Below are 25,254 nucleotides of genomic sequence, written 5' to 3'. Positions count from 1 at the left end.
GGTACACCATGTCTCATTCGCAAAACGGCCATTCCTCGCTGAAGACGGCCCTGAAGGCCACGACCGTTGGCGGTCTTGCTGCGCTGATGCTCTCGACCGGTCTTGCCGCGCCTATCCTGCATTCCTTCGCCGCCCCTGTCGAAGTCACGGCGCCGCAGGTTCCAAGCTTTGCCAATGTGGTCGATGCCGTATCGCCCGCCGTCGTATCGGTTCGCGTGCAGTCGAACGTGCAGCCTGCTTCCGATGACTCCAGCAACTTCTCCTTCAACTTCGGCGGCCGTGGCCTCGACCAGCTCCCGGACGACCATCCGCTGAAGCGCTTCTTCAAGGAATTCGGCGGCCCGAACCAGGATCGCTCGGACCGTGGTCCGAACCGCCACCGTGACGGCAAGGGCCCGCTGCGCCCCGTCGCTCAGGGTTCCGGCTTCTTCATCTCCGAAGACGGTTACGTCGTCACCAACAACCACGTCGTGGATGATGGCTCGGCTTACACCATCGTCATGAATGACGGCACCGAACTCGATGCCAAGCTGGTCGGCCGTGATCCGCGCACCGATCTGGCGCTGCTGAAGGTCGATGTGAACCGCAAGTTCACCTATGTGAAGTTTGCCGATGACAGCAAGATCCGCGTCGGCGACTGGGTCGTCGCCGTCGGCAACCCGTTCGGTCTCGGCGGCACGGTCACCTCGGGCATCATTTCGGCCCGTGGCCGCGATATCGGCTCCGGCCCTTACGACGACTACCTGCAGATCGACGCTGCCGTGAACCGCGGTAACTCGGGTGGCCCGGCCTTCAATCTCAATGGTGAGGTTGTCGGCATCAACACGGCGATCTTCTCGCCGTCGGGTGGCAGTGTCGGCATTGCCTTCGCCATTCCATCGTCCGTTGCCAAGGAAGTGATCGCCGACCTGCAGAAGGACGGTAAGGTCGAGCGTGGTTGGCTCGGCGTGCAGATCCAGCCTGTGAGCAAGGACATTGCCGAATCGCTTGGCCTTTCCGAAGCCAAGGGCGCGCTCGTCGTTTCGCCGCAGTCCGGCTCTCCGGGCGACAAGGCCGGTATCAAGCAGGGCGACATCATCACCGCCGTCAATGGTGAGACGATCAAGGACGCCCGTGACCTCTCGCGCCGCATCGGTGCCATGGCGCCGAACAGCAAGGTCGAGATTTCGCTATGGCGCAATGGCAAGTCGCAGTCCGTCAACGTCACGCTCGGTGATCTGGCCAGCGATGAAGCCTCCAAGTCCGCACCGAGCCAGGGTGACGACAAGGGCGGCCAGTCCTCCAGCGATAAGGTTCTCTCGAGCCTCGGCCTGACGGTCGCACCCGCTGAAGATGGAAATGGCCTTGCCATCACCGATGTCGATCCCGACAGCGATGCCGCTGCCCGTGGTCTGAAGACGGGTGAGAAGATCACCTCGATCAACAACCAGCAGGTAACCTCCGCCGCCGATATCGAGAAAATCCTCGAGCAGGCCAAGAAGGACGGACGTTCCAAGGCGCTGTTCCAAATCCAGACGGATGACGGCAGCCGCTTCATCGCTCTGGACATCGACCAGGGTTGATAGGCTGAAACGCGATGCCGGCTTTCTTGGGAGGCCGGCGTCGCTACGGAACATGTCTCGCTATAGGAACGAGACAAGGAATGTGGAGCGAATGCGCACCGCTTGTTTCTTCTCCCCGCCGGGGAGAAGTCCGCGGCAGCGGGATGAGGGGGCGAGGGTAGAGATATTCGGCAACGTTACCCCCTCATCCGACCCTTCGGGCCACTTTCTCCCCGGCGGGGAGAAGAAACTCAGCCGCACCCGCCCAATCCATAGACGATTGCCCGTCTTGAAGCGCAATGGTGCCAGAAACCAGGTCTTCGGAGGAAACCTCATGGAAAACAAAGTTCAGGAAGTTACTCCCGCATCTGTTTCCAGTTGTACGGAAATGGGCGAGGGCGCTATTGTCCCGCACATGAAGATTCTTGTCATTGAAGACGACCTCGAGGCTGCGGCCTATATGACCAAGGCGTTCCGCGAAGTCGGGATCGTTGCCGATCATGCCAGCGACGGCGAAAGCGGCCTGTTCATGGGCTGCGAGAATGCCTATGACGTGATGGTAATCGACCGCATGTTGCCGCGCCGCGACGGACTGTCCGTCATCAGCGAGCTGCGCCGCCGCGGCATCGAGACGCCGGTGCTAATACTGTCGGCGCTGGGTCAGGTCGATGACCGCGTGACTGGCCTGCGTGCCGGCGGCGACGATTATCTGCCAAAACCCTATGCCTTTTCCGAACTGCTCGCCCGCATCGAGGTGCTTGGCCGCCGCAAGGGCAAGCCTGAGCAGGACATGATTTATCGCGTTGGCGATCTTGAGCTTGACCGACTGTCCCACGATGTGCGGCGTGGCGGCAAGGAAATCCTGTTGCAGCCGCGCGAGTTCCGCCTGCTCGAATATCTGATGAAGAATGCCGGGCAGGTCGTGACCCGCACCATGCTTCTGGAAAACGTCTGGGATTACCATTTCGACCCGCAGACCAACGTCATCGACGTGCATGTCTCGCGTCTGCGCTCGAAGATCGAAAAAGATTTCGAGAAGCCGCTGCTGAAGACAATTCGCGGTGCGGGTTACATGATGAAGGACGAGGGCTGATTGGCGAAAATGGCCCGCCTCAGAATTTTGTTCAGATCGACGGCAGTGCGCCTTTCGGCGCTCTATATCCTGCTTTTCGCGCTCTGTGCCGCATTTCTGGTCTTTTACGTCACAGCGCTTTCCGAACGCCTGTTGAACCAGCAGACGCGGGATGCCGTGCTGCAGGAAGTCTCCGATGTTCAGCGCGTCTATAATCGTGGCGGCATCAATCCGCTGCTGCGGATGATGGAGCGCCGCGCCCGCCAGCCGGGGGCGAGCCTTTATATCATTGCGGGGCCGAACGGCGAAATCCTCGCTGGCAACGTCGCGTCCGTGCAGCCGGGCGTTTTCGACAAGGAGGGCTGGACGGGTTTCCCCTTCCGCTATGAGCGCTATTCCGAAAGCGGCGACAGCGTGCAGCACCTCGCCACCGCAAATGTCTTCGTGCTTGATAACGGCCTGCGTATCCTGATCGGCCGCGATCTGGGTGAACCGACGAAGTTCCGGGCGCTGGTGCGCAACGCCCTGATGGTGGCTCTTGCGATCATGAGTGGCGGTGCTTTGCTCATCTGGTTCGGCATTGGCCGCAATGCCTTGAAGCGCATCGACCGCATGTCGGCGGCGACGAAGAAGATCATGGCGGGTGATCTATCCCAGCGCCTGCCGGAAGGCCGCTCGGGCGATGAATTCGACCGGCTGTCTGGCTCGCTCAACGCCATGCTCGGCCGCATCGAAAAACTGAATGAGGGCCTGCGACAGGTCTCCGACAACATCGCCCATGACCTGAAGACCCCGCTGACCCGCCTGCGCAACAAGGCGGCGGCAGCCCTGGATGACGCCGACGAGACCAAGCGGCGGGCCGCGCTGGAAGGCATCATCGCTGAATCAGACCAGCTCATCCGCACCTTCAACGCGCTGTTGATGATCTCCCGCGTCGAGGCCGGTTCGATTGCCGCCGAAATGACCGATGTCGACGTGTCAGCGATTGCCGCCGACAGCGCCGAACTTTATGAGCCTGTTGCCGAGGATGCCGGTCTCGTATTGGAAACCCAGATCGAGCACGGGCTCTCCGTAAAAGGAAATCGTGAGCTGATCGGCCAGGCGCTCTCCAACCTCATCGACAACGCCATGAAATATGCCTGCGAGGCCGAGGGCGACAAAAAACTCGTCGTTCGTCTGGCAAGAGAGCCGGAGGCGATCGTGCTTTCCGTTGCCGATAACGGTCCCGGCATCCCCGCCGACAAGCGCGGCGAAGTGCTGAAACGGTTCGTCAGGCTGGATGAAAGCCGCTCCAAGCCGGGCACGGGGCTTGGCCTCTCGCTGGTGGAAGCCGTGATGGAGCTGCACGGCGGATCATTGCTGCTCTCGGACACGGATGCCACCAACACGGCCTGTCCGGGACTGACCATTTCGATGGTTTTCCCCATTTCAAAGCCTTAGCGGGCATACCTGCGGTTTTAGCACCCTCATATTCATGCGCGGAGACATGTTTGAGGCCGCCGCAGGTACATGGGGACGGGTATCCGGTCGTTGATATCAGGTGCGCGGGGGCAGAACATGTGCCTGAAGCTCTGAAAACCCGCCCCCGCTCATGCGTGGCCTGATTTCCCCGCTCAGAAAGTATAGGACATGCCGATCATGGCAAATGGCTGGATATCCTTCTTCGACAGCGGACTGTCCTTGGCGTCGCCAATCAGGAAACCAACGCCACCCATTCCCGTGATCGCCCAATTTTCCGTCAGCAAATAGGAAACGGAAGCGCTGGCATCGATGCGCTTAAATCCCGCCTTGGCGTCATAGCGCCGCAGGCCGGAGCGGGCGGATTGTGCCGAGGTCACGCCAAAATAGGATTTCATGTGTTTGTCGTCGGCCCAGGTGGCGGAGAGGTCGGCACTGAGGATGAACTGGTCGACCTTGTGCGACACGCTTGCGCCGATGGTCGCGGTCAGGCCTTCGCTGCCGCCAATGGTCTTGTCGACCTTGGTATAGATTTCGAAGGGCTCGACGTCATAGGCGATGATGCCCCCGATCACGCCGCCGGCCTTGACGTCGCCGAGACCACGCAGGTTCTTCCGGTCGTCCTTTTCCTTTCGGCCCGCTTCCCAGCCACCTTTGATCCCAAGCCTGAAACCGCTCTGGTTGAGGAGGTTGACTGTCACGCCGCTGAAATTGATGTTTAGGAAATCTCCGTAATCGACGAAAACCATCGGCACGGCCCCCATTTCCAGCTTGTCGGAACCCTCGTATTTCGGCGCATAGGCCGCACCGACCCCGAGCGTGATTTTCCATTCGCTGGAATTGCTGTAGCGGGCATCGTCGAAACCCGTGCCCGGATCCGCAACGCGGTCCGACTTGCCGATATCGGCAGCGAAAGCAGGCGCGTTGACCGCCTCGGCTATCGGCAGCGCGGCAAGGCAAAGCGCCGCAGTCAGCAGGTTCTTCTGTAATTTCATCTTAAAAATCTTCGTCATGATCCAATCCGTTCGGCACCACACCTCGGAAACCTGGGAACCGGGTTTCGTTGAGGATGACGCTACGCGGGCACAATTGCGGAGACATTACGTGGTGCCGGGCCTGATAAAACATCGCCGTCGGCGGTTTTCTGATCGCAAAGCGTCCGGCATTTGTTACAACGCCAGAGAGGCGCGTCGGCTTGCTTTGCTGGTCGGGCGGAAGAGGGAGAGAGACAGTGACGAAACGGGAAACCGTCGAAAGACGGCTGAGCGAGGTTCTGCCGGGCGCGATCCGCCCCTATACGCAGACGGAACTGAAATCCGTTCTTTCGACGCTGAAGGATATCGGCAAGGCAGAGCCGGCGGTCGCCGCGCTGATGGCCGAAGAAGGCCCGTTGAAGGACTTCATTGCCAATGCCTTTACTCTTTCTCCCTACTTGCGCGACATGGCAGCGGCGGATGAAGGCCTGCTGTCGCTGGCAATGTCGAAACCGCTTGAGCCGCTGCTGACCGATCTGGTTCGTGAGGCGCGCGACTGCTGGAAGCCGCGGGAAGACGGTGGCACACCGAGCGAAGCCGAGGTGATGTCGCGGTTACGGATCGCCAAGAGGCGCCTGTCTTTTATCGCCGCCCTTGCCGATCTCGCCCGCATCTTCACCGCCCGCGATACGACACGCTGGCTGAGCGACATGGCGGATGCCTCGCTCTCGGCGACCATCGACCACCTGCTGCTGTCGGCTCATGAGAGCGGCAAGCTCAAGCTGAAAAATGTCGCAGCGCCCAGCGAGGGTTCCGGCCTGATCGTGCTCGGCATGGGCAAGCTCGGCGCGCGCGAACTCAACTATTCCTCCGATATTGATGCCGTCGTGTTCTTTGAGCCTTCGGCCGGCATCATGGACGATCCCTATGATGCCACGGAGATTTTCGGCCGCATGATGCGCCGGCTCGTGCGCATCATGCAGGAACGCACGGCCGATGGTTACGTCTTCCGCACCGATCTGCGGCTGCGGCCAGACCCCGGCTCGACGCCGCTCGCCATTCCCGTGGAAGCGGCGCTGCTTTATTACGAGGGCAGGGGCCAGAACTGGGAACGGGCAGCCTATATCAAGGCACGGCCGGTGGCAGGCGATATCAAGGCGGGCGAAAACTTCCTGCGCGAGTTAACGCCCTTCATCTTCCGCAAATATCTCGATTATGCGGCAATTGCCGATATCCACTCCATCAAGCGCCAGATCCACGCCCATAAGGGCCATGGCGCGATTGCGGTGAAGGGCCATAATGTCAAACTCGGGCGCGGCGGCATCCGTGAGATCGAGTTTTTCGCCCAGACCCAGCAGCTGATCGCCGGCGGGCGCATGCCGCCGCTACGCGTACGCGCGACCGAAGAGGCGCTGGCGGCACTGACCGAGGCAAAATGGATTGACGCCGAAACCCGCGACAGCCTGACGGAAGCCTATTGGTTCCTGCGCGAGGTGGAACACCGCATCCAGATGGTGCGCGACGAGCAGACCCATGTGCTGCCGGACACGGAAGCCGAATTGAAGCGCATCGCCTTCATGCTGGGTTTCGAGGACACAAAGGCTTTCTCGGACAAGCTGGAAGAGGTGCTGCGGCTGGTGGAGCGGCGCTATTCGGCGCTGTTCGAGCAGGAGGTGAAGCTGTCTGGCGAGGCCGGCAATCTCGTTTTCACCGGCCAGAAGGACGATCCAGACACGCTGAAGACGCTCTCCACGCTTGGCTTTCAGCGGCCGGAGGATATCTCCCGTGTCATCCGCACCTGGCACAATGGGCGTTACCGGGCGACGCAATCGGTCGAGGCGCGCGAGCGGCTGACGGAACTGACGCCTGACCTGCTGCGCGCCTTCGGCGAAAGCAAGCGGGCCGACGAGGCGCTGCTGCGCTTCGATAACTTCCTCTCAGGCCTGCCGGCGGGCATTCAGCTCTTCTCGTTGCTCGGCAACAATCCCGCACTCCTGTCGCTGCTGGTGACGATCATGTCGTCGGCCCCGCGTCTGGCCGAAATCATCGCCGCCCGCCCGCATGTCTTCGACGGCATGCTCGACCCGGCTTTGATGAGCGACGTGCCGACACGCGATTATCTCGCCCACCGCATGGGCAATTTCCTCTCCAACGCCCGTCATTACGAGGATATTCTCGACCGGCTGCGCATTTTCGCCGCCGAACAGCGGTTCCTCATCGGTGTCAGGCTGCTGACGGGCGCGATCCGCGGCGAGGTCGCCGCCCGCGCCTTCACCCACCTTGCCGATCTGGTGATCGAGGCGGCGCTGAATGCGGTGCTTTCGGAGATGGAGGCGGCGCACGGCACCTATCCCGGCGGGCGCGTTGCCGTCATGGGCATGGGCAAGCTCGGCTCCTTCGAGCTGACGGCCGGTTCGGACGTCGATCTCATCCTGCTCTATGATTATGACGACACCGCTCATGAATCCACCGGCGCAAAGCCGCTGGATGTGGTGCGTTATTTCACCCGCGTCACCCAGCGGCTGATTGCCGCCCTGTCAGCGCCGACGGCGGAAGGCGTGCTCTATGAGGTGGACATGCGGCTTCGACCCTCCGGCAACAAGGGGCCGGTGGCGACCCGCATTTCCGCCTTCGAGAAATACCAGCGTGAGGAGGCCTGGACCTGGGAGCATATGGCGCTGTCGCGCGCCCGCCTCGTCTGCGGCGAAGACACACTGATGGAGGATGCACGCCGCATCATTGCCTCCATCCTTTCGCAGAAGCGCGATCTGGCGAAGGTTTCCGCCGATGTGCTGGAGATGCGCAACCTCATCGAGCAGGAGAAACCGCCGGAGAACATCTGGGACTTTAAACTCATCAATGGCGGGTTGATCGACCTCGAATTCGTCGCCCAATATCTGACGCTTGTGGGCCCGGTGAAGGGCCTTGCCGCGCACGAACCCGGCCGCAACACGGCCGAGGCGCTTCAGATGCTGGCCGCGCCCGTCATGGAACCGCAGGCCTTCGATGACTGCATGGCGGCGATTTCGCTCTACACCGAAATTTCGCAGATCGTGCGGCTGTGTATCGATGGTGCCTTCAACCCGAAGGATGCACCGGCTGGATTGATCGATCTTGTGTGCCGGGCGGGGGATTGCCCTGACATTGCGACGCTTGAGGGCGAGGTGAAGCGGCTGTCGAAGGCGGTGCGGAAGGCGTTTGTGGCGGCGGTGAAGAATGGCGGGTAGGGTTGGTGGGTGCTACACCCCCTCTGCCCTGCCGGGCATCTCGCCCACAAGGGGGAGATCGACCAGCGGCAATCGCTCGATAATCTCAAACGTTGTGAATTTCTCGGGGAGCATCCTTCTAGCTGATCTCCCCACCTGTGGGGGAGATGCCCGGCAGGGCAGAGGGGGGTAAACCACACCCACCAAGCTTCAATGCACCGTCCCGCACCGCCCCGCCGAATGCGGAATAATGATCGTCACCACCGTACCCCGCCCCTCACACGAGCGTATCTTCATCGTCCCGCCATGCAGCTTCACCAGCGAACGGGAAATCGCAAGACCAAGCCCCGAGCCTCCCTGGCTCTTGGCATATTGGCTCTGCACCTGTTCAAAGGGCTGGCCGATCTTTTCCAGCGCCTGTGTGGGAATGCCGATGCCGGTATCGGCGATGGTGAGGATCATTGCGGCCTCATGCACGTGGGTGCGCAGCGCAATGCTGCCGCCATTGCCCGTAAATTTCACGGCGTTGGAAAGCAGGTTGAGCATGATCTGCTTCATGGCGCGGCGGTCGCCCTGCATGGTGAGGCCAGCGCAGACCTTCTGCTGCACGGTGATGTTCTTCTGTTCGGCCTGGATGGCCGTCAGCCGCAGGGTTTCCTCGATCAGCGGCGCGAGATCGATTGTCTCGCGGTTGATGCGCATGTGGCCCGCCTCGATCTTCGACATGTCGAGAATATCGTTGATGACATTGAGCAGATGCTTGCCGCTGTCATGGATATCGCGCGCATATTCAGAATATTTCGGTGAGCCGACAGGGCCGAACATCTCGTTCAGCAGGATTTCGGAGAAACCGAGGATGGCGTTGAGCGGCGTGCGCAACTCGTGGCTCATATTGGCCAGGAATTCCGATTTCGCCCGGTTTGCTGCCTGGGCGCGCTCTTTTTCGGCAAGGTAATTGGCGTTGGCGTCGGAAAGCTCGGTTTTCTGGCGCTCCAATTTGTGCTGCGAGGCCGAGAGATCGCCAATGGTAGCCATCAGCCGGCGCTCGGAATCGCGCAGTCGTTCCTGATGGCGCTTGAGAAGCGTGATATCGGTGCCGACAGAGACGAGGCCACCGTCGCGGGTGCGGCGTTCGTTGATCTGCAGCCAGCGATTATCGGCGAGCTGCACTTCCGTTGTGCGGGACAGGCCGGACTGGTCCGCATCGGCAACGCGGCGTTCGACGACAGGGCGGGCGGCGGCGGCATGGACCGTGCTTTTTTCGGTCCCGGCCACAAGCACGCTGTCCGGCAGGCCATAGGCCTTCTGGTAGTGGGTGTTGCACATCACGAGGCGATCGTTCTTGTCCCACAGCACGAAGGCTTCCGAGGTGGATTCGATCGCGTCTGCGAGGCGCTGGTCGGCCTCTGCATAACGCTGGGCAAGACGGTGCTGCTCGGTGACGTCCATGGCGATGCCGATGACACGCGGACCGTTATTCGTGCGGATGACCTGCGCACGGGCCCGCAGCCAGACATAATGCCCCTTGGAATGGCGCATGCGGAAAATCTGGTCGATCTGGCGCAGGTTGCCGCAGCCGACGGCGCGGGCAAGTTCATAGAGATTACCGTCTTCGGAATGCATCATGCGGGCTGCGTCTGAAAAGGAGAGCGGCGCTGCCTTTGGCGGCATACCCAGAATTTCATAAAGCGAACCGGACCAGAACATGCGGCGGCTGGAAAGATCGAAATCCCACAGGCCGCAGCGGCCGCGCGACAGCGCCGTTTCCACCCGCAAGTTGGATTCCGCAAAGATATCGTCCGCGTCGCGGGCGCGCTTCACCTGCATGTAATAGGCATAAAGCACGACAAGCAGGATGGAGGAGATGCCGGCAAACAGCGTCACGTTCATGGCGATTTCGCTGCGCCAGAAGGAGCGGATCGGCTGCAGCGAACGCGCCGCGATCACCATCGCGCCGTCATCGCCAAACGGGATCATCGTCGCATAATGCTGCTGGCCATCGATATTGGTCTCGATGGTGCCGGGCGCACCGGGAAAACGCTGTACGATGGCGATCTCCGGCAGGAGGGCAGGCAGCGAGGTGCCGACATACAGCATCGCTTCCTCGCCCGCACCGGCGAAGATGCGGCCGTTGCTGCCCGAAAGCAGCACCATCGTGCCATCAGCGAGGCTGCCGGACGGAAGGGCAGCGACAAGGCTTGCTTCGGCACCGGCGCGATCCTGTGCGGCAAAGACCGCGCCCTTGTTGAGAAGCGCGGCCTTGGCGGTGAGTGCCGTCAGCGCCGTGGAGTGGCGAGCGGCCTCTTCCATACGGCCGTATTCTGCCGCAATGCCGAGCATGCGCGAGGCCGCAACGACCACGAGGAAGGCGAGGATGAGAATAGGAATGAGACGCTTCAACAGGGTCTCGACCTGCGGCGCCGGACGGTCGGCGCCATTCATCAAACCCATGAGGTCGCTGGAAAGCCTTTCGCCCCAGGCCGCAAGATCAGAAAATTTGGCATACGGCCGCTCATCGCCCGCAGTCGCCCGCCGCACGTTCGTCATTGTCCCGCCTTTAGATATCCCCACTGATTCGAAGCGCCGCCGCTCGAATATGCCTAATGAATCAAATGCGATTCGCCCTGTCCAGAGGCAAAAGTTAAAAGAATTTTAACCCCTTGAACCGACTCCGTATTTTTTCGGGACAATTGGATACCGTTTCTCGCAAGCCGGGTTTCGCGAAGAAAATCAGTGGGCCGGCACCCTGCTATCTGCTGTTGAGGGACAGGATTTGGGCACCGTCAGATCCCATCGAAGGCATCGAGGGCAGGGCCGAGTGCTGCGATGACGCCGTTTCCCGCGGCGGGAAGGCCGGTCAATATGGCGCTGACAATGTCGTCGCGCGTCGCACCGTGGGCCTTGGCCTCCATCACATGAAAACCAATGCCGCTTTCCAGTCGGAGCGCTGCCAGAATGCCAATGTAGATCAGGCTTTGCGTTTTCTCGTCCAGCGTCGATGCAGCGCCCAGAGCCTGCACTGCCTGAAACCAAGCCGCCTTGTGGGCTGGCGCATCTGTCATGAAGCGCTGAAACGAAGCGCTGGTTCTGGACATGTCGGTCATCTTTTCCTCTTCGTTCAAAGGGCCGGCTGCAGCCCCACTGCCTCTGATGATGTCGCTGAACGCAGGACGCCGCCTTGATGGAAATCAAGACGGCGTCATGGAGAAGGTCGCAATAGTGGCTGTCCGCGGCAATCAGCCTTGCAGGATACGCCCGACGATGTCGCTTACATCGGTCGAGAGGCCTTTTGCCGCAGCGATGCTCGAAAGTGCGGCTTTCGCATGCTCTGCACGGCCGGGTTCCAGCGAGCGCCAGGAGCGCATGGAGGTGAGGATGCGGGCGGCGAGCTGCGGGTTGCGCTTGTCGATCGCGATGATCTGCTCGGCGAGGAACCGATAGGCTGCGCCATCGGCACGGTGGAAGCCGGTCGGGTTCGAGAAGGCGAGCGTGCCCACCAGCGAACGTACCCGGTTCGGATTGGTCGCAATGAAATGTTTCGACTTCATCAGCGTCTTGATCCGTTCCAGCGCGCCTTCCCCGGGAATGGCCGCCTGCAGCGAGAACCATTTGTCGAGCACCAGCGCATTGTCGGCAAAACGTTTCTCGAAAGCGGCAAGAGCTTCCTGCGTTTCGGCGCTGTCGGGGAAGCGCTGCGTCAGGACACTCAGCGCATAGGCGAGATCGGTCATGTTGCCGGCGCTTGCATAGGCCTTGGCGGCCCGCTCCGGCGTTGCCTCGGCGAAGGCGAGGAAGCTCAAGGCGCCGTTGCGCAGCGACCGGCGGCCCGCGCTCTCGGCGTCTGGGCTGTAGGCTGCATTATCGGCATCACCCTCAGCAAGTCGACGAAGCGTTTCAAGTCCGGCGGTCGCGATCGCTTTTATCGTTTCGTTGCGCGCCTTGTGGATCGCGTCTGGATCGGTGTTGCCACCAAGTTCGCGGGCAATATCGGTTTCACTTGGCAAGGCAAGCGCCTGTGCCCGGAAGGCGGGTTCCAGCGTGTCGTCGCCGATGATTTCGATGAGCGTCGCCGAGAGAGCGGAATCCGCGCGGACCTCTTCGCCTTTTTGCACGGCCTTCGTGGCAGCCGTGAGCGCCGGCAGGGCAAGGTCGGTCAGCGCCTGGAAACGAGCGAACATGTCCGTCTCATGCCGGGCGATCTGCACCAGATCAGCCGCATTCTGCTCGAAATGCAGATTGACCGGCGCGGAGAAGCTGCGGTTGATCGACAGCACCGGGCGCGAGGAAATACCGGAGAAGGAGAAGGTCTGGTTGCGCTCGGTCAGGTGCAGCACGCCATCTCGATACTCACCGCCTTCCACGGCCTGCGGTTCGGCGATCTGGCCATTATCGAGGATCAGCGCCAGAGACAGCGGAATGTGGCGCGGCTGTTTCACCGGCTGGCCGGGTGTCGGCGCGGTGGTTTGCTCGAGCGTGAGTTTGAACGTCGATTTGCCAGCGTCATAAGCCGAGGAAACCGAGACAAGCGGCGTTCCGGCTTGCGTGTACCACAGCGAAAACTGCGACAGATCGCGGCCGCTGGCGTCAGAAAAGCTCCTGACGAAATCCTCGACCGTGGCCGCTTCACCGTCATGACGCTCGAAATAGAGGTCCATGCCCTTCTTGAAGTCGTCAGCGCCGAGGATCGTGGCGATCATGCGGGTGACTTCGGCACCTTTTTCATACACGGTCGTCGTGTAGAAGTTGTTGATTTCGCGGTATGTATCCGGGCGTGGCGGGTGCGCCAGCGGGCCGGAATCCTCCGGGAACTGCTCGGATTTCAGGTGGCGCACATCGGCGATGCGTTTGACCGGACGCGAGCGCATGTCGGCGGAAAACTCCTGGTCGCGATAGACCGTCAGGCCCTCCTTCAGGCACAGCTGGAACCAGTCGCGGCAGGTGATGCGGTTGCCCGTCCAGTTGTGGAAATATTCATGCGCGATGATACGCTCGATATTGGCGTAATCCGCGTCGGAGGCGGTTTCCGGGTCGGCCAGAACGAATTTGTCGTTGAAGACGTTGAGACCCTTGTTCTCCATCGCGCCCATGTTGAAATCCGACACGGCGACGATCATGAAGATATCGAGGTCATATTCGCGGCCGAAGCGCTCTTCGTCCCATTTCATCGAACGCTTCAGCGCGTCCATGGCATAGGCCGCGCGCGGCTCCTTGCCATGCTCGACGTAAATCTTCAGCGCCACATCGCGGCCGGACATGGTGGTGAATGTGTCTTCGACCACGCCGAGATCGCCGGCGACGAGTGCGAAAAGATAGCTGGGCTTCGGATGCGGATCGAACCAGGCCGCGAAGTGACGGCCTTCATCGTAATTGCCGCCGCCGAGGAAATTGCCGTTCGAAAGCAGCAGAGGGTTGCCTTCCTTCGCCGCGATGATCGTCACAGTGTAGGGCGCAAGCACATCGGGACGGTCGGGGAAATAGGTGATACGGCGGAAACCTTCCGCCTCGCACTGCGTGCAATAAACGCCATTGGTGCGGTAAAGCCCCATCAGCTGCGTATTGACCTGCGGATTGATGTAATTGGTGACGCAAATCTCGAAGGGGGATTCGGCCGGGAGGTCGCGGATGGTCAGGCTGTCGGGCGTGGCGTCATATTGATCGGCGGGAAGCTCCACCTGATCGAGCAGCAGGCCGGAAAGCGTCAACTCGTCGCCATCGAGAACCAGGGGCGCCTGCCGGTCAGCGCCTTCGCGGCGGTGGAAAATCAGACGGGCTTCGACCTTCGTGTTCTTGGGGTCGAGTTCGAAGGTGAGATCCACCCGCTCCAGAACGAAATCGGTGGGGCGGTAATCTGCCAGGTGAACGATCTGGCCCGTGTCTGTTCGCATGACTATCCCTGAATAACTTGGCGTGGTCTTCCCGGCATCATGTCGTCATAAAGCCCGGATGTAAAATCGGTAGAGTATTCGTCACGTTCATGTGCGCGTCGGAGGACATTCTGTCCCGCCCTGGAAGGCTTTGCCGGCCATGCAGACGATCCTCCCGCCGCCGGACCATGGGACCATCGCAGCAAATGTTGAACGATTGCTGAAATTGTATTTTATTTTCTTCAAATTTTAGCGCCCGTGACTTTTGGTCTGTGGCCATCCCGTCAGCCGGGCAAACGAAGCCTCCCCAGATCAACCGAATTCATGGGTAAATAACATTTTTTGCTGTAAAGCCTCGGAAGAATGCTCTAGCCTTGGCGCATCCACTTCTCCTGCGTCGTCCTTTCCCGCATGAAAATTCCCCGATGGCGTGTCTGTGCAGCCGATATGAGTAACTGCCAATGAACGCCGAACCGATGAATCCCTTTCGTGGGATTAGCATGAAGCTGATTTCGGTCGGCTTCTTTCTCGTCATGCAGACCTGTATCAAGGCCGCAGGCGATGTGCCGGCCGGCCAGATCACCTTCTTCCGCTCCGCCTTCGCCATTCTGCCCATCGTCGTTTATCTCGCATGGCTGCACGCGCTGGCAAGCGCGCTGCACACCAACAATCTTCTCGGCCATTTCAAGCGCGGTTTTCTCGGCATTCTTTCCATGGTCTGCGGCTTTTACGGGCTGACCATGTTGCCGCTGCCGGAATTCATCGCCATTGGTTATGCCTCGCCGCTGCTCGCGGTCGTTTTTGCCGCCTTCATCCTGCGCGAAAAAGTGCGCGTTTATCGCTGGAGCGCGGTCTTCGTTGGCATGATGGGCGTGCTGGTCATTCTGTGGCCGAAGATGACGCTTTTGAAGGAAGGCGGTTTTGCCGCGGGCGAGGGGCTGGGCGCCATCGCCGTGCTATGCGGTGCGGCGCTGGGCGGACTGGCGATGATCCAGGTGCGACAGTTGGTGGAAACGGAGAAAACGCCGACCATCGTGCTCTATTTCTCGCTGACTGCCACCCTGCTGTCACTGCTGAGCGTGCCCCTTGGCTGGAGCGCGCTGACGATGACACAGGCCGTGCTGTTGATCACCAGCGGCATCTGCGGCGGCGTTGCGCAAATCTTCCTGACGGAAAGTTACCGCCACGCGGAAGTCTCCGTCATCGCGCCCTTCGAATATAGCTCCATCGTCTTCGGGATCGCCGTCTCCTACATCCTGTTCGGCGACATCCCCACGGCGACCATGCTGATCGGCACCGCGATCGTGATCCTCGCTGGCATCTTCATCATTTTCCGCGAGCATCAACTGGGCTTGGCAAGACGCGCGGCCCGCAAGGCCTCGACGCCGCAGGGGTGAGGAGCGCTATTGTCGGTGTTTCAGTGCAACCGCTTCCGTCATCCCGGCCTTGAGCCGGGATCCAGCCGACGCGCGTCCGCGCGGCGACAAGAGTTCTTTCAGCCCAAGGACTTGGGCTGGCTGGATGCCGGATCAGGTCCGGCATGACGGATTGGATGACGCGTGGTCGAAGACAAGATCGAGAGTGCCGTTTTTCGTCTCAACCGGCGTTAACGGAGCAAGGACGGCTGGGCGCGCACTACAGCCTTGTGACTCGGTTCAAGACTTCGTCGCAGCCTTTCGAAAAAACCACAAAAGCAAAAGGCGCCTTCCCGAAGAAAGACGCCAGCGCGCAATCATATCTATCGACCGAGCCTAAGCTGGCCTGAGTGCTTCTCAGCGCTCGCGGAAATCCGCAAAGACGGCCGAGGGACGCGTCACGCGGACCTGCTGCATGGCAGCGCGTGCGGTCATCTGTTCGTTTGCGGCAGCGCCGAAACGGTGGTAGCCCTGACTGGAGCGGGCGCCGAGGCCTGCCAGACGGAGCGTTTCAAAGCCGGAATGTACCGGACGGAAGCGAGTGGTCATTGCCTTGGTTCCTTTAACCGAATTCCTCCCAAGACATGGTTGGTATATCGCAGCGCAGCATGGATTCGGCAAGCTGGCCAAATGCGCCGCTGTTATGCGTAATCCGCATGGCTTTCTTCATAAATCATTTACATTGAACAGTAATGAGGCAGTCAGCCTCTGGCCACTTTCGCTTGAAAGGCCAATAAATCCTGCCATGCCAATGACTTGCTGGCTGGCGCGTTCAGCAGTTCCTGCGGATGCAGGCTGGCGAGCGCCGGCAGAATCAGGTGGCCGGCTGCGACATCACGCCACTGTCCGCGCATGGTATGGATGGTGCCGGTGCCGCCGAAGAAGAAACGTGCGGTGAAGTTGCCGAGAAGCAACAGGTGTTTCGGCTCCGCAAGCGCAATCTGACGCTCGATGAAGGGGCGGCAGATATCCATTTCGGCCTGGGTCGGCGGTCGGTTGCCAGGCGGCCGCCAGGGAACGACGTTGCCGAGCATGATGCTGCTGCGCTCGAGACCGATGGCCGCGAGCATGCGATCCAGCAGCAGGCCGGCCTTGCCGGCGAAAGGCAGGCCCTCGCGGTCGTCATCGGCGTCAGGCATCGGGCCGAGCACCATGATACCGGAGGCGGGATCGCCTTGACTGAAAGTCGTATTGCGCGCGCTGTTCTTGAGATTGCAGCCGCTGAAACCCTCGAGCGCGGTTTTTAGCTCCCCAAGTGATCGAGCGCTTTCCGCCGCAAAACGTGCGGCCGCCACGGCCTGCTCGTCCGGCATGGCGACATTCTGCTGAATGGCGGGGGCTGCCGGTGCGCCGCGCGCAGGAGCGCTCCGGCCTGGCGCCTGGCGGTTAGGCGCATCAGCACGGCGATCGGCCGGGCTTTCCACTTGCCGGGCCGATGCGGCCGTATCCTGCCCCGGCATCGACCGGGCAGGGCGGGCGGCGGCAAATTCGGCGAAACGGTCGACCGGGGTCTCTTCCAGCAACCAGTCGACGCCTGCATCCGCATGGAAATGCAGAAGGGCGGCAAGTTCGGCCGGGGAGAGGTCTTGGGCGGCGATCATGGGCGGAAACTACCGCATGTTCCCCGCCCGGGGAACCCGCAAATCACGCTGTCCAGCGCTGAATATCGCCGCTTTCGCCGATCATGGCGAGACCATGGGCAATCGAAAGCAACTCGCCGCCGCTTTCGATGCGGTCGGCATCGAAACGACGGGTGAAGAGGTCCCGCACCGCCGGCACGAAAGAGGTGCCGCCAGTCAGGAAAACCTTGTCGATCGCATCAGGCGCAACCTGCGTCTTTTTCAGAACCTCGTCGAGCGCTTCTTCGATCTTGCCGAGATCCTCGGCGATCCAGCTGTTGAAATCGCTGCGTTTCACCGTTTTGCGTCCGGCCTTTCCGAGTGGTGCAAAGTTGAATTCCGCTTCTTCCGCTGACGACAGCGCCATCTTGGTGGCGGAAATAGCCTGATAGAGCGGGTAGCCCTCGTCATGTTCGACGAGATCGATGAACATTTCCAGCTTTTCCGGCTCCAGCGCCGAGCGCACCAGCGATTTCAGGTCGGTGAACTCCTTCGAGGTCTTGAAGATCGACAGCTGGTTCCAGCGGCCGAAATTCACGTAATAGCCGGAGGGCACGTCCAGCACCTTGTCGAAGCTCTTGAACTTGCTGCCCTTGCCGATCTCAGGCGAGACCAGATTGTCGATCATGCGGAAGTCGAAATGATCGCCCGCCACACCGACGCCGGAATGGCCGATGGGGGTGGCGGAAAGCTTGCCGGCATGGGTTTCGAAACGGATCAGCGAATAGTCCGTCGTGCCGCCGCCAAAATCCGCCACCAGCACGTTGGCGTCTTTCTTCAGGCTTTGGGCGAAATAATAGGCGGCCGCCACCGGCTCGTAGACATAGTGGATTTCCGGGAAGCCGGCGCGGGTGAGCGCTTCGTTGTAACGGGCAAGAGCGAGCGTCTCGTCGGGATTGCTGCCGGCGAACCGCACCGGGCGGCCGGCGATGACGGTCGACACATTTTCGGGCCATTCGGCCCCGGCATAGGTCTTCAACTTGCGCAGGAAAACCTCCATCAGATCTTCGAAGCTCTGGCGCTTGGCGAAAATCAGCGTTCCCTGAAACAGCGGCGAGGCCGCGAATGTCTTGATCGACTGCAGGAAACGACAGTCGCCGGCGTTGTCGATGAACTGGCGGATGGCGGCATGGCCCGCCTCCACATGCAGGGCGGCCGCACCGAGGCCGGCATCCTTCATGAAGGACAGCGCGGTGCGCATGCTGTCATCCGTGCCCGCGCTGCTGGTGAAGCGCATGGAGTGGCTTGCGCCGCCGTGGTCGGAAAGAGCCATGACCGTGTTGGTCGTGCCGAAATCGAGGCCGAGAGCCCGCTTTTGCGTCATCGCCATATCCTTGTGTCGATAGAAGAACCCGCCCGGCCCTTGGGCGGCCCGGCGTGAAAATAAGGGATGCTCTTGGCATCCCGATGTCAGAGGAGGGCGGTTGATTGCACAGGGCGAACGGAATGACAAGCGTCGCCGGACTTTTTTCGATCTACACCGCCTCTGTGCGCGGCGGCCGCAAAGTTACGGCAACCCAAGGGTCATATGGTAAATGGGTTCACAACTCTATTGTGAAAGTGCAAAGTAGTTGCTTGCTATTGCATTAGGGAAGTTCTGTTATAGCGAGTTCTGTAAAAAGAACAGACAGCGGGATGAAGCCGCTCTCTATTGGATAGAATATTAATTTACCTTTGGCATGTCCCGCCGGGCATGCTGTCTTTGATTGTCAGTTGTTCGTAGTTTTTGGAAGTTTGATGCCCCACAGGATCGGTCAAAACACCGCGGAGGACGAAGCGGCGGACCATGCCCCTGCCGTTCAGGGCGACATGGGGGTTTTCTTCCGGCAGTTCATGGCCCTCATGGAGGCCTCCCAGCAGGGTTATGCGCTGTTTGACGGCAGTGATGCGTTGCGGTTCGCCAACAGCGCGTTTCGCGTTGCGCTCGGTATCGGGCCGCAGGATTTTCCCAGTTGGGTTGAGCTTATGCGCGCCGGGTTTCGAAACGCGACCGGCACAACCATCGAAACATCGGATTTCGAGCTCTGGCTGCGCTCCGCCAAGACGCGGCGCGGCAAGTTGCCGTTTCGCACCATCGAGACCAGTCTCAAGGATGGGCGCTGGACCTTGACGACCGAAACCACGCTGCCGGGCGGCTGGATGCTGTGCGTGGTCACCGATGTGTCCGAACTCGGCGTCGAGTTGCGCGACCTGCGTCAGGAGCGGGACCGGGCCCTGAAATCCGCCTTGAGTGATGAGCTGACCGGCCTCGGCAACCGCCGTTACGCCATGGACACTCTCAACCACCTGCTTGGCCCAAACAAGGCCCAGGCGCTTGCCGTCATCATCATGGACATCGATCACTTCAAGAGTGTCAACGACCGCTTCGGCCATGCCTACGGCGACATGGTGCTGCAAGATTTCGCGGCCCGGCTGTCTTCCACCGTCGGCCGGGACGACCTTCTCGGGAGAATCGGTGGCGAAGAGTTTTTGCTGGTACTCAGCGGCTCACGCATGCACAGCGCCGAAACACTGATGCGCCAGCTTCAACTGTCTCTGGCCGATGCCGCGCCGCTGCGCGACATGCCCGATTTTCGCTATAGCTGTTCAGCCGGCATTGCCTATGCCAATCCCGGTGAGCGCGCCAGCGACGTTTTGCGACACGCCGATACGGCACTTTATGAAGCGAAGAACACCGGGCGGAACCGCTACGTGATCTACGGAGCGGCCCGGTGACCGGCCATTGCGGCTCAGCCCCAGTTCGATTTCGCCGCGCCGCCATCCACCCGCAGCATCGTGCCGGTAATGTAGCTCGCGGGAACAGAGCAAAGGAAAGCGCCGGCAGCAGCGAATTCGTCCACCGTGCCCAGACGGCCGGCCGGAATGCTCTTGACGGATGCTTCGCGAATGTCCTCCACGGTCTTGCCCAAGCGCTTGGCGTTGGCGCCATCCAGCTCATCAATGCGGTCGGTGTGGATGCGGCCGGGCAGCAGGAGGTTGGAGGTGATGCCGAAGCCCGCCACTTCGGAGGACAGCGTCTTGCTCCAGCCGACGAGCGCGCCGCGCAGCGTGTTGGAAAGGGCCAGATTCGGGATCGGCTCGAACACGCCTGAGGAGGCGACGGTGAGGATGCGGCCGAACCCCTGTTCCTTCATCTGCGGCAGCAGCGCGTTGGTGAGCGTGATGACGCGCAGCACCATCGACTGGAAGAAGGTATCGAGCTTGTCCGCCGTCATCTCCTGGGCAAGGCCCGGTGTCGGTCCGCCGGTATTATTGACGAGAATATCGATGCCGCCGAGCTTGTCCTTAACGGCTTGCACCATGGCCTCGACAAAATTGTCATCGCCAAGGTCGCCCCACACCCAGTCGGCTTTGCCCTTGCCGAGCGCATTGATCGCCTTGCAATTCGCCGCCAGTTTCTCGCCGCTTCTGCCAACCAGAAGAACGTTGACGCCTTCTTTCGCTAACGCGGTGGCAATGCCAAGCCCAAGGCCGCGAGAGGAAGCGAGAACGAGGGCCCGTTTGCCGGAAATGCCGAGATCCATGGATTTTGTCCTGTCTTGAGAGTGCTGTATCCGCTGGTTATAGAGCATTTCGGCGAAATGTGGACCATCGTCGCCACCTTACTCAGCTTCGCCGTTTCGCTTTCCATGGCATGGTTCGTCAGGCGGCAGAACCGCCGGCTGACGATCGTGTTCACCACGGATGAGGAGTGGGCGGTTCGAGTGTCCTCACCCGTCAGGCTAAGCGGGAGGGAATTTCAAAGGAGCTGTGGCGGTTCTACGACCTTCTGCCAAATACCAAAAGACAGACATGATCACGATGCCGCCGCCCGTCAGAACCAGCGGCGATATGGCTTCGTTGTAAAAGAGCCAGACCCAAACCGGTCCGAGGATGACGTCCAGCATGGAAATTAATCCGGCTTCGCCGGCGTTTATGCGCCGGGACCCTTGCAGCAGAAGTATATAGCCGAGGGCCGTGGTGAAAACGCCGTAAAGCGCACACGCAACGACCTGCGTCGGAGCGGGAAGCTCGAACCGCATCAGCGGCAGCGCGACGCAAAGGCAGATCAGCGCGGCGAGAGCGGTCATCAGAGCGGTATCCATGTCGGGGAAGCGCTTCGCGATGACGATTTGGGTGGCGCATCCTGTGGTCATTACGAAGGCAGCAAAGATGCCTAGCATATCCTGCTGAGATACCGCCGCGCCGACCGAAATCAATACGCCGACGAAAGCGGCGCAGCCGGCAATGGCGAAACGGTAGCTTACCCGATCCCGCAAGGACATAAATGCGATGACGGCCACAATAAAAGGAAGCGTGGCATAGATCGTCATCACGTTGGCGACGGTCGTCCAGCGCAACGACGCGACATAGGTGATCGCAGCGATCGCAGACACCATGCATCCGGCAAGGCCGGGCAAGCCGAATGACGTCAGCGACCGCTGTCTGGTAAGTCTATTCCTGAGCAGAAGAAACGCCCCGAGAGCCAAAAAGGTGAAAGCTGAGCGCCACGCCACCATCGACCACACATCCATATCGGCCATGCGCACGAAAAGCCCTGCTGTGCTCCATAAAACTGCGGAGGCTGCAACAAGATATATGCCACTGGAACGCTCATGTGATAGACTCATGTCGGCACCACCCCGAGGAGGTAAGTATGTATAATCAGTATTGTAGACGATCGGTCTAGTGATGGGTGTTCAATCTGCGACACGCATGCGTCTCATTTCGGAGGGAATGCGCCAGCTGCTTGCTCATGGTTATGAGGGCGTCGGGATCGGCCCGATCCTGAAGGAAGTGGATGTGCCAAAAGGGTCCTTCTACTACTTCTTTGCAAGCAAGGACGACTTCGTGGTGGCGGTCATCGAGGCCTACGAGCGAAAATACGCGCAGATCAGGGAAAGCCTTTTTGCGGATGCCTCGTTGCGCGCCTTGCAGCGACTAGCGGTATATTTCGAGACGCTGGAACTCGAGCTAAAACAGGACGGACCTTATGCAGGCTGCCTTTACGGCGTGATTGCCCAGACGGCTGCCGGCCGCAGCGCTCTGGTCCGGGACGCGCTCGCTATTTCATTCAGGCGGTGGGAGACGAGCATCCGCGAACTGCTTACGCATGCTCAATATGAAGGCGATATTGCCGACGATGAGGATGTTTCGGACCTCTGCGCTTGTATCATCGAGGCCTACGAAGGCGCGCTCATCCGTGTGAAGGCCACGGGCGATACAGCCGCTTTCACCCGGTTCCGCACTAAGGGCTTACAAAGGCTGATGGCAAACATGCATTAGAGTGGCGGCATCTTGTCTTGAAATAGATGACCGGCCCGCTCTAGCTGAATTCGTGGCAAACTGCACGGCGCTGTCTCACATCTCGTTCGGCACGGCGTCCTGGCATATGCCGTCGATGAAGCGAATGGCGCCATCGCCGAGACGATAAATTCCGTCTTGCGGAACGGGGAGCTCCAGCATTTCCCGTTGCGACAGCCCCGCATAGACCCCGCGGATGAGTCGGCCGAACAAACCGTGCGATATGGCTATCGTGGGCCGGTCGATATCGGCAAGCCATGTTCTTGCGCGCCGGCAGGCGTCATCGAAACTCTCGCCGTCAGGCGATCTAAAATACCAATCGAAAGCATCCGAGCCCTCGAGATGGCCGGGATATTCTGCGTCTATTTCGAATTTTGTCATCCCGTCCCAGCAGCCGGTGGTCACCTCCATCAGCCGTGAGTCCTCGATGCCATGGAGCGGCAGCAACCGCTGAACCCTGCTTGCCGTTTCGCGCGTTCTGCCTAGCGGACTTAGCCGCAGCTCGAACAAGCGAGTGCCGCTGGAAAGCTCGTCACGAAGAATGCAAGCCACCCGGTCAGCCTGTTCAATCCCATGCCGCGTCAGGGGCGAGTCTTTTTGACCCTGGAATCGACCCAGTGTATTCCAGACGGTCTCGCCATGCCGCAACAGGTAAATAGTCGACACGCGATTCCCCTTTGCGTTGCCACCCGGCGGTGGACAGTCACATGTTTGTTTGCACGGCGCAATCGGCATATCAAGGAGGTGAGCGGCTCCGTTGGCAATTGCGGTGGTTGAATGCTCGCCGAATTTCCCAACCCTTGACGATGCAGCGTCTCGTTAATATGCTGGAATGACGTGAACGTAAAAGTAAAATTTATTCGTCAGGTTGTCTGACAATATGGTGGCGCGTGTCCTGATTCGCCGTTATAGACGCTCGACAAAGGCATTTTGCTTTGCGAAGACAGGTGCTGGCTGGTGCAGCGTCGCAGATGGGCTTTCAGTCTGGCGCAGGCGGTGCGATGCGGCAACGGAAAAGACGATAACAACAGCCGGATGGGACCGGCGATCTGAGAGGACACGATGACGGACGCGATGGAACTGCCCGAACGCGAAGCGATGGAATTCGACGTAGTGATCGTCGGTGCGGGTCCGGCCGGTCTTGCCGCGGCCATCCGGCTGAAGCAGGTGGAGCCGGAGCTTTCGGTCGTCGTGCTGGAAAAGGGCGCGGAAGTCGGCGCGCACATCCTTTCCGGCGCCGTGGTCGATCCCATCGGCATCGACAGGCTGCTGCCAGGCTGGCGCGAAGAGGAGGGGCACCCCTTCAAGACCGAGGTCAAGGACGACCAGTTCCTGTTTCTCGGACCCGCAGGCTCCATCCGCCTGCCGAACTTCATGATGCCGCCGCTTATGAACAATCACGGCAATTACATCGTCTCGCTCGGCCTCGTCTGTCGATGGCTGGCGGAAAAGGCGGAAGGACTCGGCGTCGAGATCTATCCGGGCTTTGCCGCCACTGAAGTGCTTTATAATGACGAAGGTGCCGTCATCGGCGTCGCCACCGGCGACATGGGCATCGAGAAGAATGGCGAGCCGGGCCCGAACTTCACCCGCGGCATGGAACTGCACGGCAAATATGTGTTGATCGGCGAGGGCGTGCGGGGATCGCTTGCCAAGCAGCTGATCTCCAAATTCGATTTGTCCAGGGACCGCGAGCCGCAAAAGTTCGGCATCGGCATCAAGGAACTCTGGCAGGTCAAGCCGGAGAAACACAAACAGGGCCTCGTGCAGCACTCCTTCGGCTGGCCGCTCGGCTTCAAGACCGGTGGCGGCTCGTTCCTCTATCATCTGGAAGATAACCTCGTCGCCGTCGGCTTCGTGGTGCATCTCAATTACAAGAACCCCTATCTTTATCCTTTCGAGGAATTCCAGCGCTTCAAGACGCATCCGGCGATCCGCGATACGTTCGAGGGCGGCAAGCGCATCTCCTATGGCGCGCGCGCCATCACCGAGGGCGGCTATCAGTCGGTGCCCAAGCTCACCTTCCCGGGTGGCGCGCTGATCGGCTGTTCCGCCGGTTTCGTCAACGTTCCGCGCATCAAGGGCAGCCATAATGCGGTTCTGTCGGGCATGCTGGCGGCGGAAAAGATCGCCGCAGCGATTTCCGCCGGCCGCGCCCACGACGAGGTTGCCGAGATCGAGGCCGAATGGCGCGACGGCGATATCGGCAAGGACCTGAAGCGGGTGAGGAACGTCAAGCCGCTCTGGTCGAAGTTCGGCACGGCCATTGGCGTGGCGCTCGGCGGTCTCGATATGTGGACGAACCAGCTTCTCGGCTTCTCCTTCTTCGGCACGCTGAAGCACGGCAAGACGGATGCCCAGAGCCTTGAGCCCGCCTCCAAGCACAAGCCGATCGCCTATCCGAAGCCGGATGGCGTTCTGACCTTCGACCGCCTGTCCTCCGTCTTCCTCTCCTCCACCAACCATGAGGAAGACCAGCCGGTGCATCTTCAGGTGAAGGACATGGAGTTGCAGAAGCGTTCCGAACACGACGTTTTTGCCGGCCCCTCGACGCGCTACTGTCCCGCCGGCGTCTATGAGTGGGTGGAGAAGGATGGCGAGGAAGTTTACGTCATCAACGCCCAGAACTGCGTGCACTGCAAGACCTGCGATATCAAGGATCCCAACCAGAACATCAACTGGGTGCCGCCGCAGGGCGGCGAGGGGCCGGTTTACGCCAATATGTGATGGTGTGAACGAGCGAAAAATCGCGCAACGACTGTTTCGGCGATGTCGTTGCGAGGGTGCAGTCGTCATCGAACCGGGCTGTCGCGTCGGCGCTG

The 25,254-nt window shown here is 60.5% G+C and carries 18 protein-coding genes; 8 read left to right on the top strand and 10 right to left on the bottom strand.

Annotation, left to right across the window (positions count from 1 at the left end; all coding sequences use genetic code 11):
* Positions 1–8 precede the first annotated feature (8 nt).
* The 3 genes from AT6N2_RS05620 (at position 9) to AT6N2_RS05610 (ending at position 4,053) form a co-directional block, all read left to right on the top strand.
* The gene (locus tag AT6N2_RS05620; RefSeq protein WP_063950974.1) at positions 9–1,562 is read left to right on the top strand and encodes a Do family serine endopeptidase; all 1,554 of its coding nucleotides are present in this window, start codon (positions 9–11) and stop codon (positions 1,560–1,562) included.
* Between the two features lie 313 nt (positions 1,563–1,875).
* The gene (locus AT6N2_RS05615) at positions 1,876–2,634 is read left to right on the top strand and encodes a response regulator transcription factor (protein ID WP_273545423.1); all 759 of its coding nucleotides are present in this window, start codon (positions 1,876–1,878) and stop codon (positions 2,632–2,634) included.
* Between the two features lie 9 nt (positions 2,635–2,643).
* Positions 2,644–4,053, top strand: coding sequence for a sensor histidine kinase (locus tag AT6N2_RS05610; protein ID WP_209089618.1), 1,410 nt, complete (start codon positions 2,644–2,646; stop codon positions 4,051–4,053).
* A 173-nt stretch (positions 4,054–4,226) separates the two neighbouring features.
* Here AT6N2_RS05610 and AT6N2_RS05605 read toward each other — a convergent pair whose 3' ends face one another.
* A complete protein-coding gene (locus AT6N2_RS05605; RefSeq protein WP_209089155.1) occupies positions 4,227–5,084 on the bottom strand; it encodes a MipA/OmpV family protein in 858 nt (285 codons plus the stop codon).
* Positions 5,085–5,302: 218 nt separating this feature from the next.
* Between AT6N2_RS05605 and AT6N2_RS05600 the strand changes: the two genes are divergently transcribed.
* A complete protein-coding gene (locus AT6N2_RS05600; RefSeq protein WP_209089152.1) occupies positions 5,303–8,272 on the top strand; it encodes a bifunctional [glutamine synthetase] adenylyltransferase/[glutamine synthetase]-adenylyl-L-tyrosine phosphorylase in 2,970 nt (989 codons plus the stop codon).
* A 189-nt stretch (positions 8,273–8,461) separates the two neighbouring features.
* On the opposite strand, the gene AT6N2_RS05595 is transcribed toward AT6N2_RS05600, so the two are convergent.
* The 3 genes from AT6N2_RS05595 to pepN form a co-directional block, all read right to left on the bottom strand.
* Complete coding sequence (locus tag AT6N2_RS05595) at positions 8,462–10,798, bottom strand: PAS domain-containing sensor histidine kinase (protein WP_209089149.1); 2,337 nt, start codon at positions 10,796–10,798, stop codon at positions 8,462–8,464.
* Positions 10,799–11,034: 236 nt separating this feature from the next.
* Positions 11,035–11,355 carry a carboxymuconolactone decarboxylase family protein gene (locus tag AT6N2_RS05590; RefSeq protein WP_063950980.1) on the bottom strand — a complete coding sequence of 107 codons (321 nt, stop codon included), beginning with the start codon at positions 11,353–11,355 and terminating at the stop codon, positions 11,035–11,037.
* A 132-nt stretch (positions 11,356–11,487) separates the two neighbouring features.
* Entirely contained in the window at positions 11,488–14,136 is a 2,649-nt protein-coding gene (gene pepN, locus AT6N2_RS05585; RefSeq protein WP_209089146.1) for an aminopeptidase N, read from the bottom strand.
* A gap of 440 nt (positions 14,137–14,576) precedes the next feature.
* On the opposite strand from pepN, the gene AT6N2_RS05580 reads away from it, so the two are divergent.
* A complete protein-coding gene (locus AT6N2_RS05580) occupies positions 14,577–15,512 on the top strand; it encodes a DMT family transporter (RefSeq protein WP_063950982.1) in 936 nt (311 codons plus the stop codon).
* Between the two features lie 375 nt (positions 15,513–15,887).
* Here the strand turns inward: AT6N2_RS05580 and AT6N2_RS05575 are convergent, their stop codons facing one another.
* The 3 genes from AT6N2_RS05575 to AT6N2_RS05565 form a co-directional block, all read right to left on the bottom strand.
* Positions 15,888–16,079, bottom strand: a complete 192-nt coding sequence (locus tag AT6N2_RS05575) for a hypothetical protein (RefSeq protein ID WP_063950983.1) — start codon at positions 16,077–16,079, stop codon at positions 15,888–15,890.
* Between the two features lie 152 nt (positions 16,080–16,231).
* On the bottom strand, positions 16,232–17,131 hold the full coding sequence (locus tag AT6N2_RS05570) for a uracil-DNA glycosylase (protein WP_209089144.1): 900 nt from the start codon (positions 17,129–17,131) through the stop codon (positions 16,232–16,234).
* 43 nt (positions 17,132–17,174) lie between these two features.
* A complete protein-coding gene (locus AT6N2_RS05565; protein ID WP_209089141.1) occupies positions 17,175–18,473 on the bottom strand; it encodes an Hsp70 family protein in 1,299 nt (432 codons plus the stop codon).
* Between the two features lie 413 nt (positions 18,474–18,886).
* On the opposite strand from AT6N2_RS05565, the gene AT6N2_RS05560 reads away from it, so the two are divergent.
* Complete coding sequence (locus AT6N2_RS05560; protein WP_209089138.1) at positions 18,887–19,864, top strand: GGDEF domain-containing protein; 978 nt, start codon at positions 18,887–18,889, stop codon at positions 19,862–19,864.
* Positions 19,865–19,878: 14 nt separating this feature from the next.
* On the opposite strand, the gene AT6N2_RS05555 is transcribed toward AT6N2_RS05560, so the two are convergent.
* A complete protein-coding gene (locus tag AT6N2_RS05555) occupies positions 19,879–20,673 on the bottom strand; it encodes an SDR family oxidoreductase (protein ID WP_209089135.1) in 795 nt (264 codons plus the stop codon).
* A 198-nt stretch (positions 20,674–20,871) separates the two neighbouring features.
* Positions 20,872–21,759 (bottom strand): DMT family transporter, encoded by an 888-nt coding sequence (locus AT6N2_RS05550; protein WP_209089133.1) that lies wholly within the window; start codon positions 21,757–21,759, stop codon positions 20,872–20,874.
* Positions 21,760–21,844: 85 nt separating this feature from the next.
* Here AT6N2_RS05550 and AT6N2_RS05545 point away from each other — a divergent pair, with 85 nt between their 5' ends.
* Positions 21,845–22,414 carry a TetR/AcrR family transcriptional regulator gene (locus AT6N2_RS05545; protein WP_233282479.1) on the top strand — a complete coding sequence of 190 codons (570 nt, stop codon included), beginning with the start codon at positions 21,845–21,847 and terminating at the stop codon, positions 22,412–22,414.
* Positions 22,415–22,489: 75 nt separating this feature from the next.
* On the opposite strand, the gene AT6N2_RS05540 is transcribed toward AT6N2_RS05545, so the two are convergent.
* The gene (locus AT6N2_RS05540; protein ID WP_233282478.1) at positions 22,490–23,098 is read right to left on the bottom strand and encodes a histidine phosphatase family protein; all 609 of its coding nucleotides are present in this window, start codon (positions 23,096–23,098) and stop codon (positions 22,490–22,492) included.
* Between the two features lie 396 nt (positions 23,099–23,494).
* Here AT6N2_RS05540 and AT6N2_RS05535 point away from each other — a divergent pair, with 396 nt between their 5' ends.
* Complete coding sequence (locus AT6N2_RS05535; protein ID WP_209089125.1) at positions 23,495–25,159, top strand: electron transfer flavoprotein-ubiquinone oxidoreductase; 1,665 nt, start codon at positions 23,495–23,497, stop codon at positions 25,157–25,159.
* Positions 25,160–25,254: the final 95 nt, after the last annotated feature.

It is taken from the genome of Agrobacterium tumefaciens (genome assembly GCF_017726655.1).
GTDB classification, from domain to species: domain Bacteria; phylum Pseudomonadota; class Alphaproteobacteria; order Rhizobiales; family Rhizobiaceae; genus Agrobacterium; species Agrobacterium tumefaciens_B.
This window is presented reverse-complemented; position numbering and strand designations above follow the sequence as displayed.

Excerpts from the sequence above, each read along its gene's own strand:
- AT6N2_RS05605 (WP_209089155.1), bottom strand. The coding sequence starts at position 5,084 with ATGACGAAGATTTTTAAGATGAAATTACAGAAGAACCTGCTGACTGCG.
- AT6N2_RS05610 (WP_209089618.1), top strand. The coding sequence starts at position 2,644 with ATGGCCCGCCTCAGAATTTTGTTCAGATCGACGGCAGTGCGCCTTTCG.
- AT6N2_RS05580 (WP_063950982.1), top strand. The coding sequence starts at position 14,577 with ATGAACGCCGAACCGATGAATCCCTTTCGTGGGATTAGCATGAAGCTG.
- AT6N2_RS05565 (WP_209089141.1), bottom strand. The coding sequence starts at position 18,473 with ATGACGCAAAAGCGGGCTCTCGGCCTCGATTTCGGCACGACCAACACG.
- AT6N2_RS05615 (WP_273545423.1), top strand. The coding sequence starts at position 1,876 with ATGGAAAACAAAGTTCAGGAAGTTACTCCCGCATCTGTTTCCAGTTGT.
- AT6N2_RS05570 (WP_209089144.1), bottom strand. The coding sequence starts at position 17,131 with ATGATCGCCGCCCAAGACCTCTCCCCGGCCGAACTTGCCGCCCTTCTG.
- pepN (WP_209089146.1), bottom strand. The coding sequence starts at position 14,136 with ATGCGAACAGACACGGGCCAGATCGTTCACCTGGCAGATTACCGCCCC.
- AT6N2_RS05535 (WP_209089125.1), top strand. The coding sequence starts at position 23,495 with ATGACGGACGCGATGGAACTGCCCGAACGCGAAGCGATGGAATTCGAC.
- AT6N2_RS05575 (WP_063950983.1), bottom strand. The coding sequence starts at position 16,079 with ATGACCACTCGCTTCCGTCCGGTACATTCCGGCTTTGAAACGCTCCGT.
- AT6N2_RS05595 (WP_209089149.1), bottom strand. The coding sequence starts at position 10,798 with ATGACGAACGTGCGGCGGGCGACTGCGGGCGATGAGCGGCCGTATGCC.
- AT6N2_RS05555 (WP_209089135.1), bottom strand. The coding sequence starts at position 20,673 with ATGGATCTCGGCATTTCCGGCAAACGGGCCCTCGTTCTCGCTTCCTCT.
- AT6N2_RS05560 (WP_209089138.1), top strand. The coding sequence starts at position 18,887 with ATGCCCCACAGGATCGGTCAAAACACCGCGGAGGACGAAGCGGCGGAC.
- AT6N2_RS05620 (WP_063950974.1), top strand. The coding sequence starts at position 9 with ATGTCTCATTCGCAAAACGGCCATTCCTCGCTGAAGACGGCCCTGAAG.
- AT6N2_RS05545 (WP_233282479.1), top strand. The coding sequence starts at position 21,845 with ATGCGTCTCATTTCGGAGGGAATGCGCCAGCTGCTTGCTCATGGTTAT.
- AT6N2_RS05550 (WP_209089133.1), bottom strand. The coding sequence starts at position 21,759 with ATGAGTCTATCACATGAGCGTTCCAGTGGCATATATCTTGTTGCAGCC.
- AT6N2_RS05590 (WP_063950980.1), bottom strand. The coding sequence starts at position 11,355 with ATGACCGACATGTCCAGAACCAGCGCTTCGTTTCAGCGCTTCATGACA.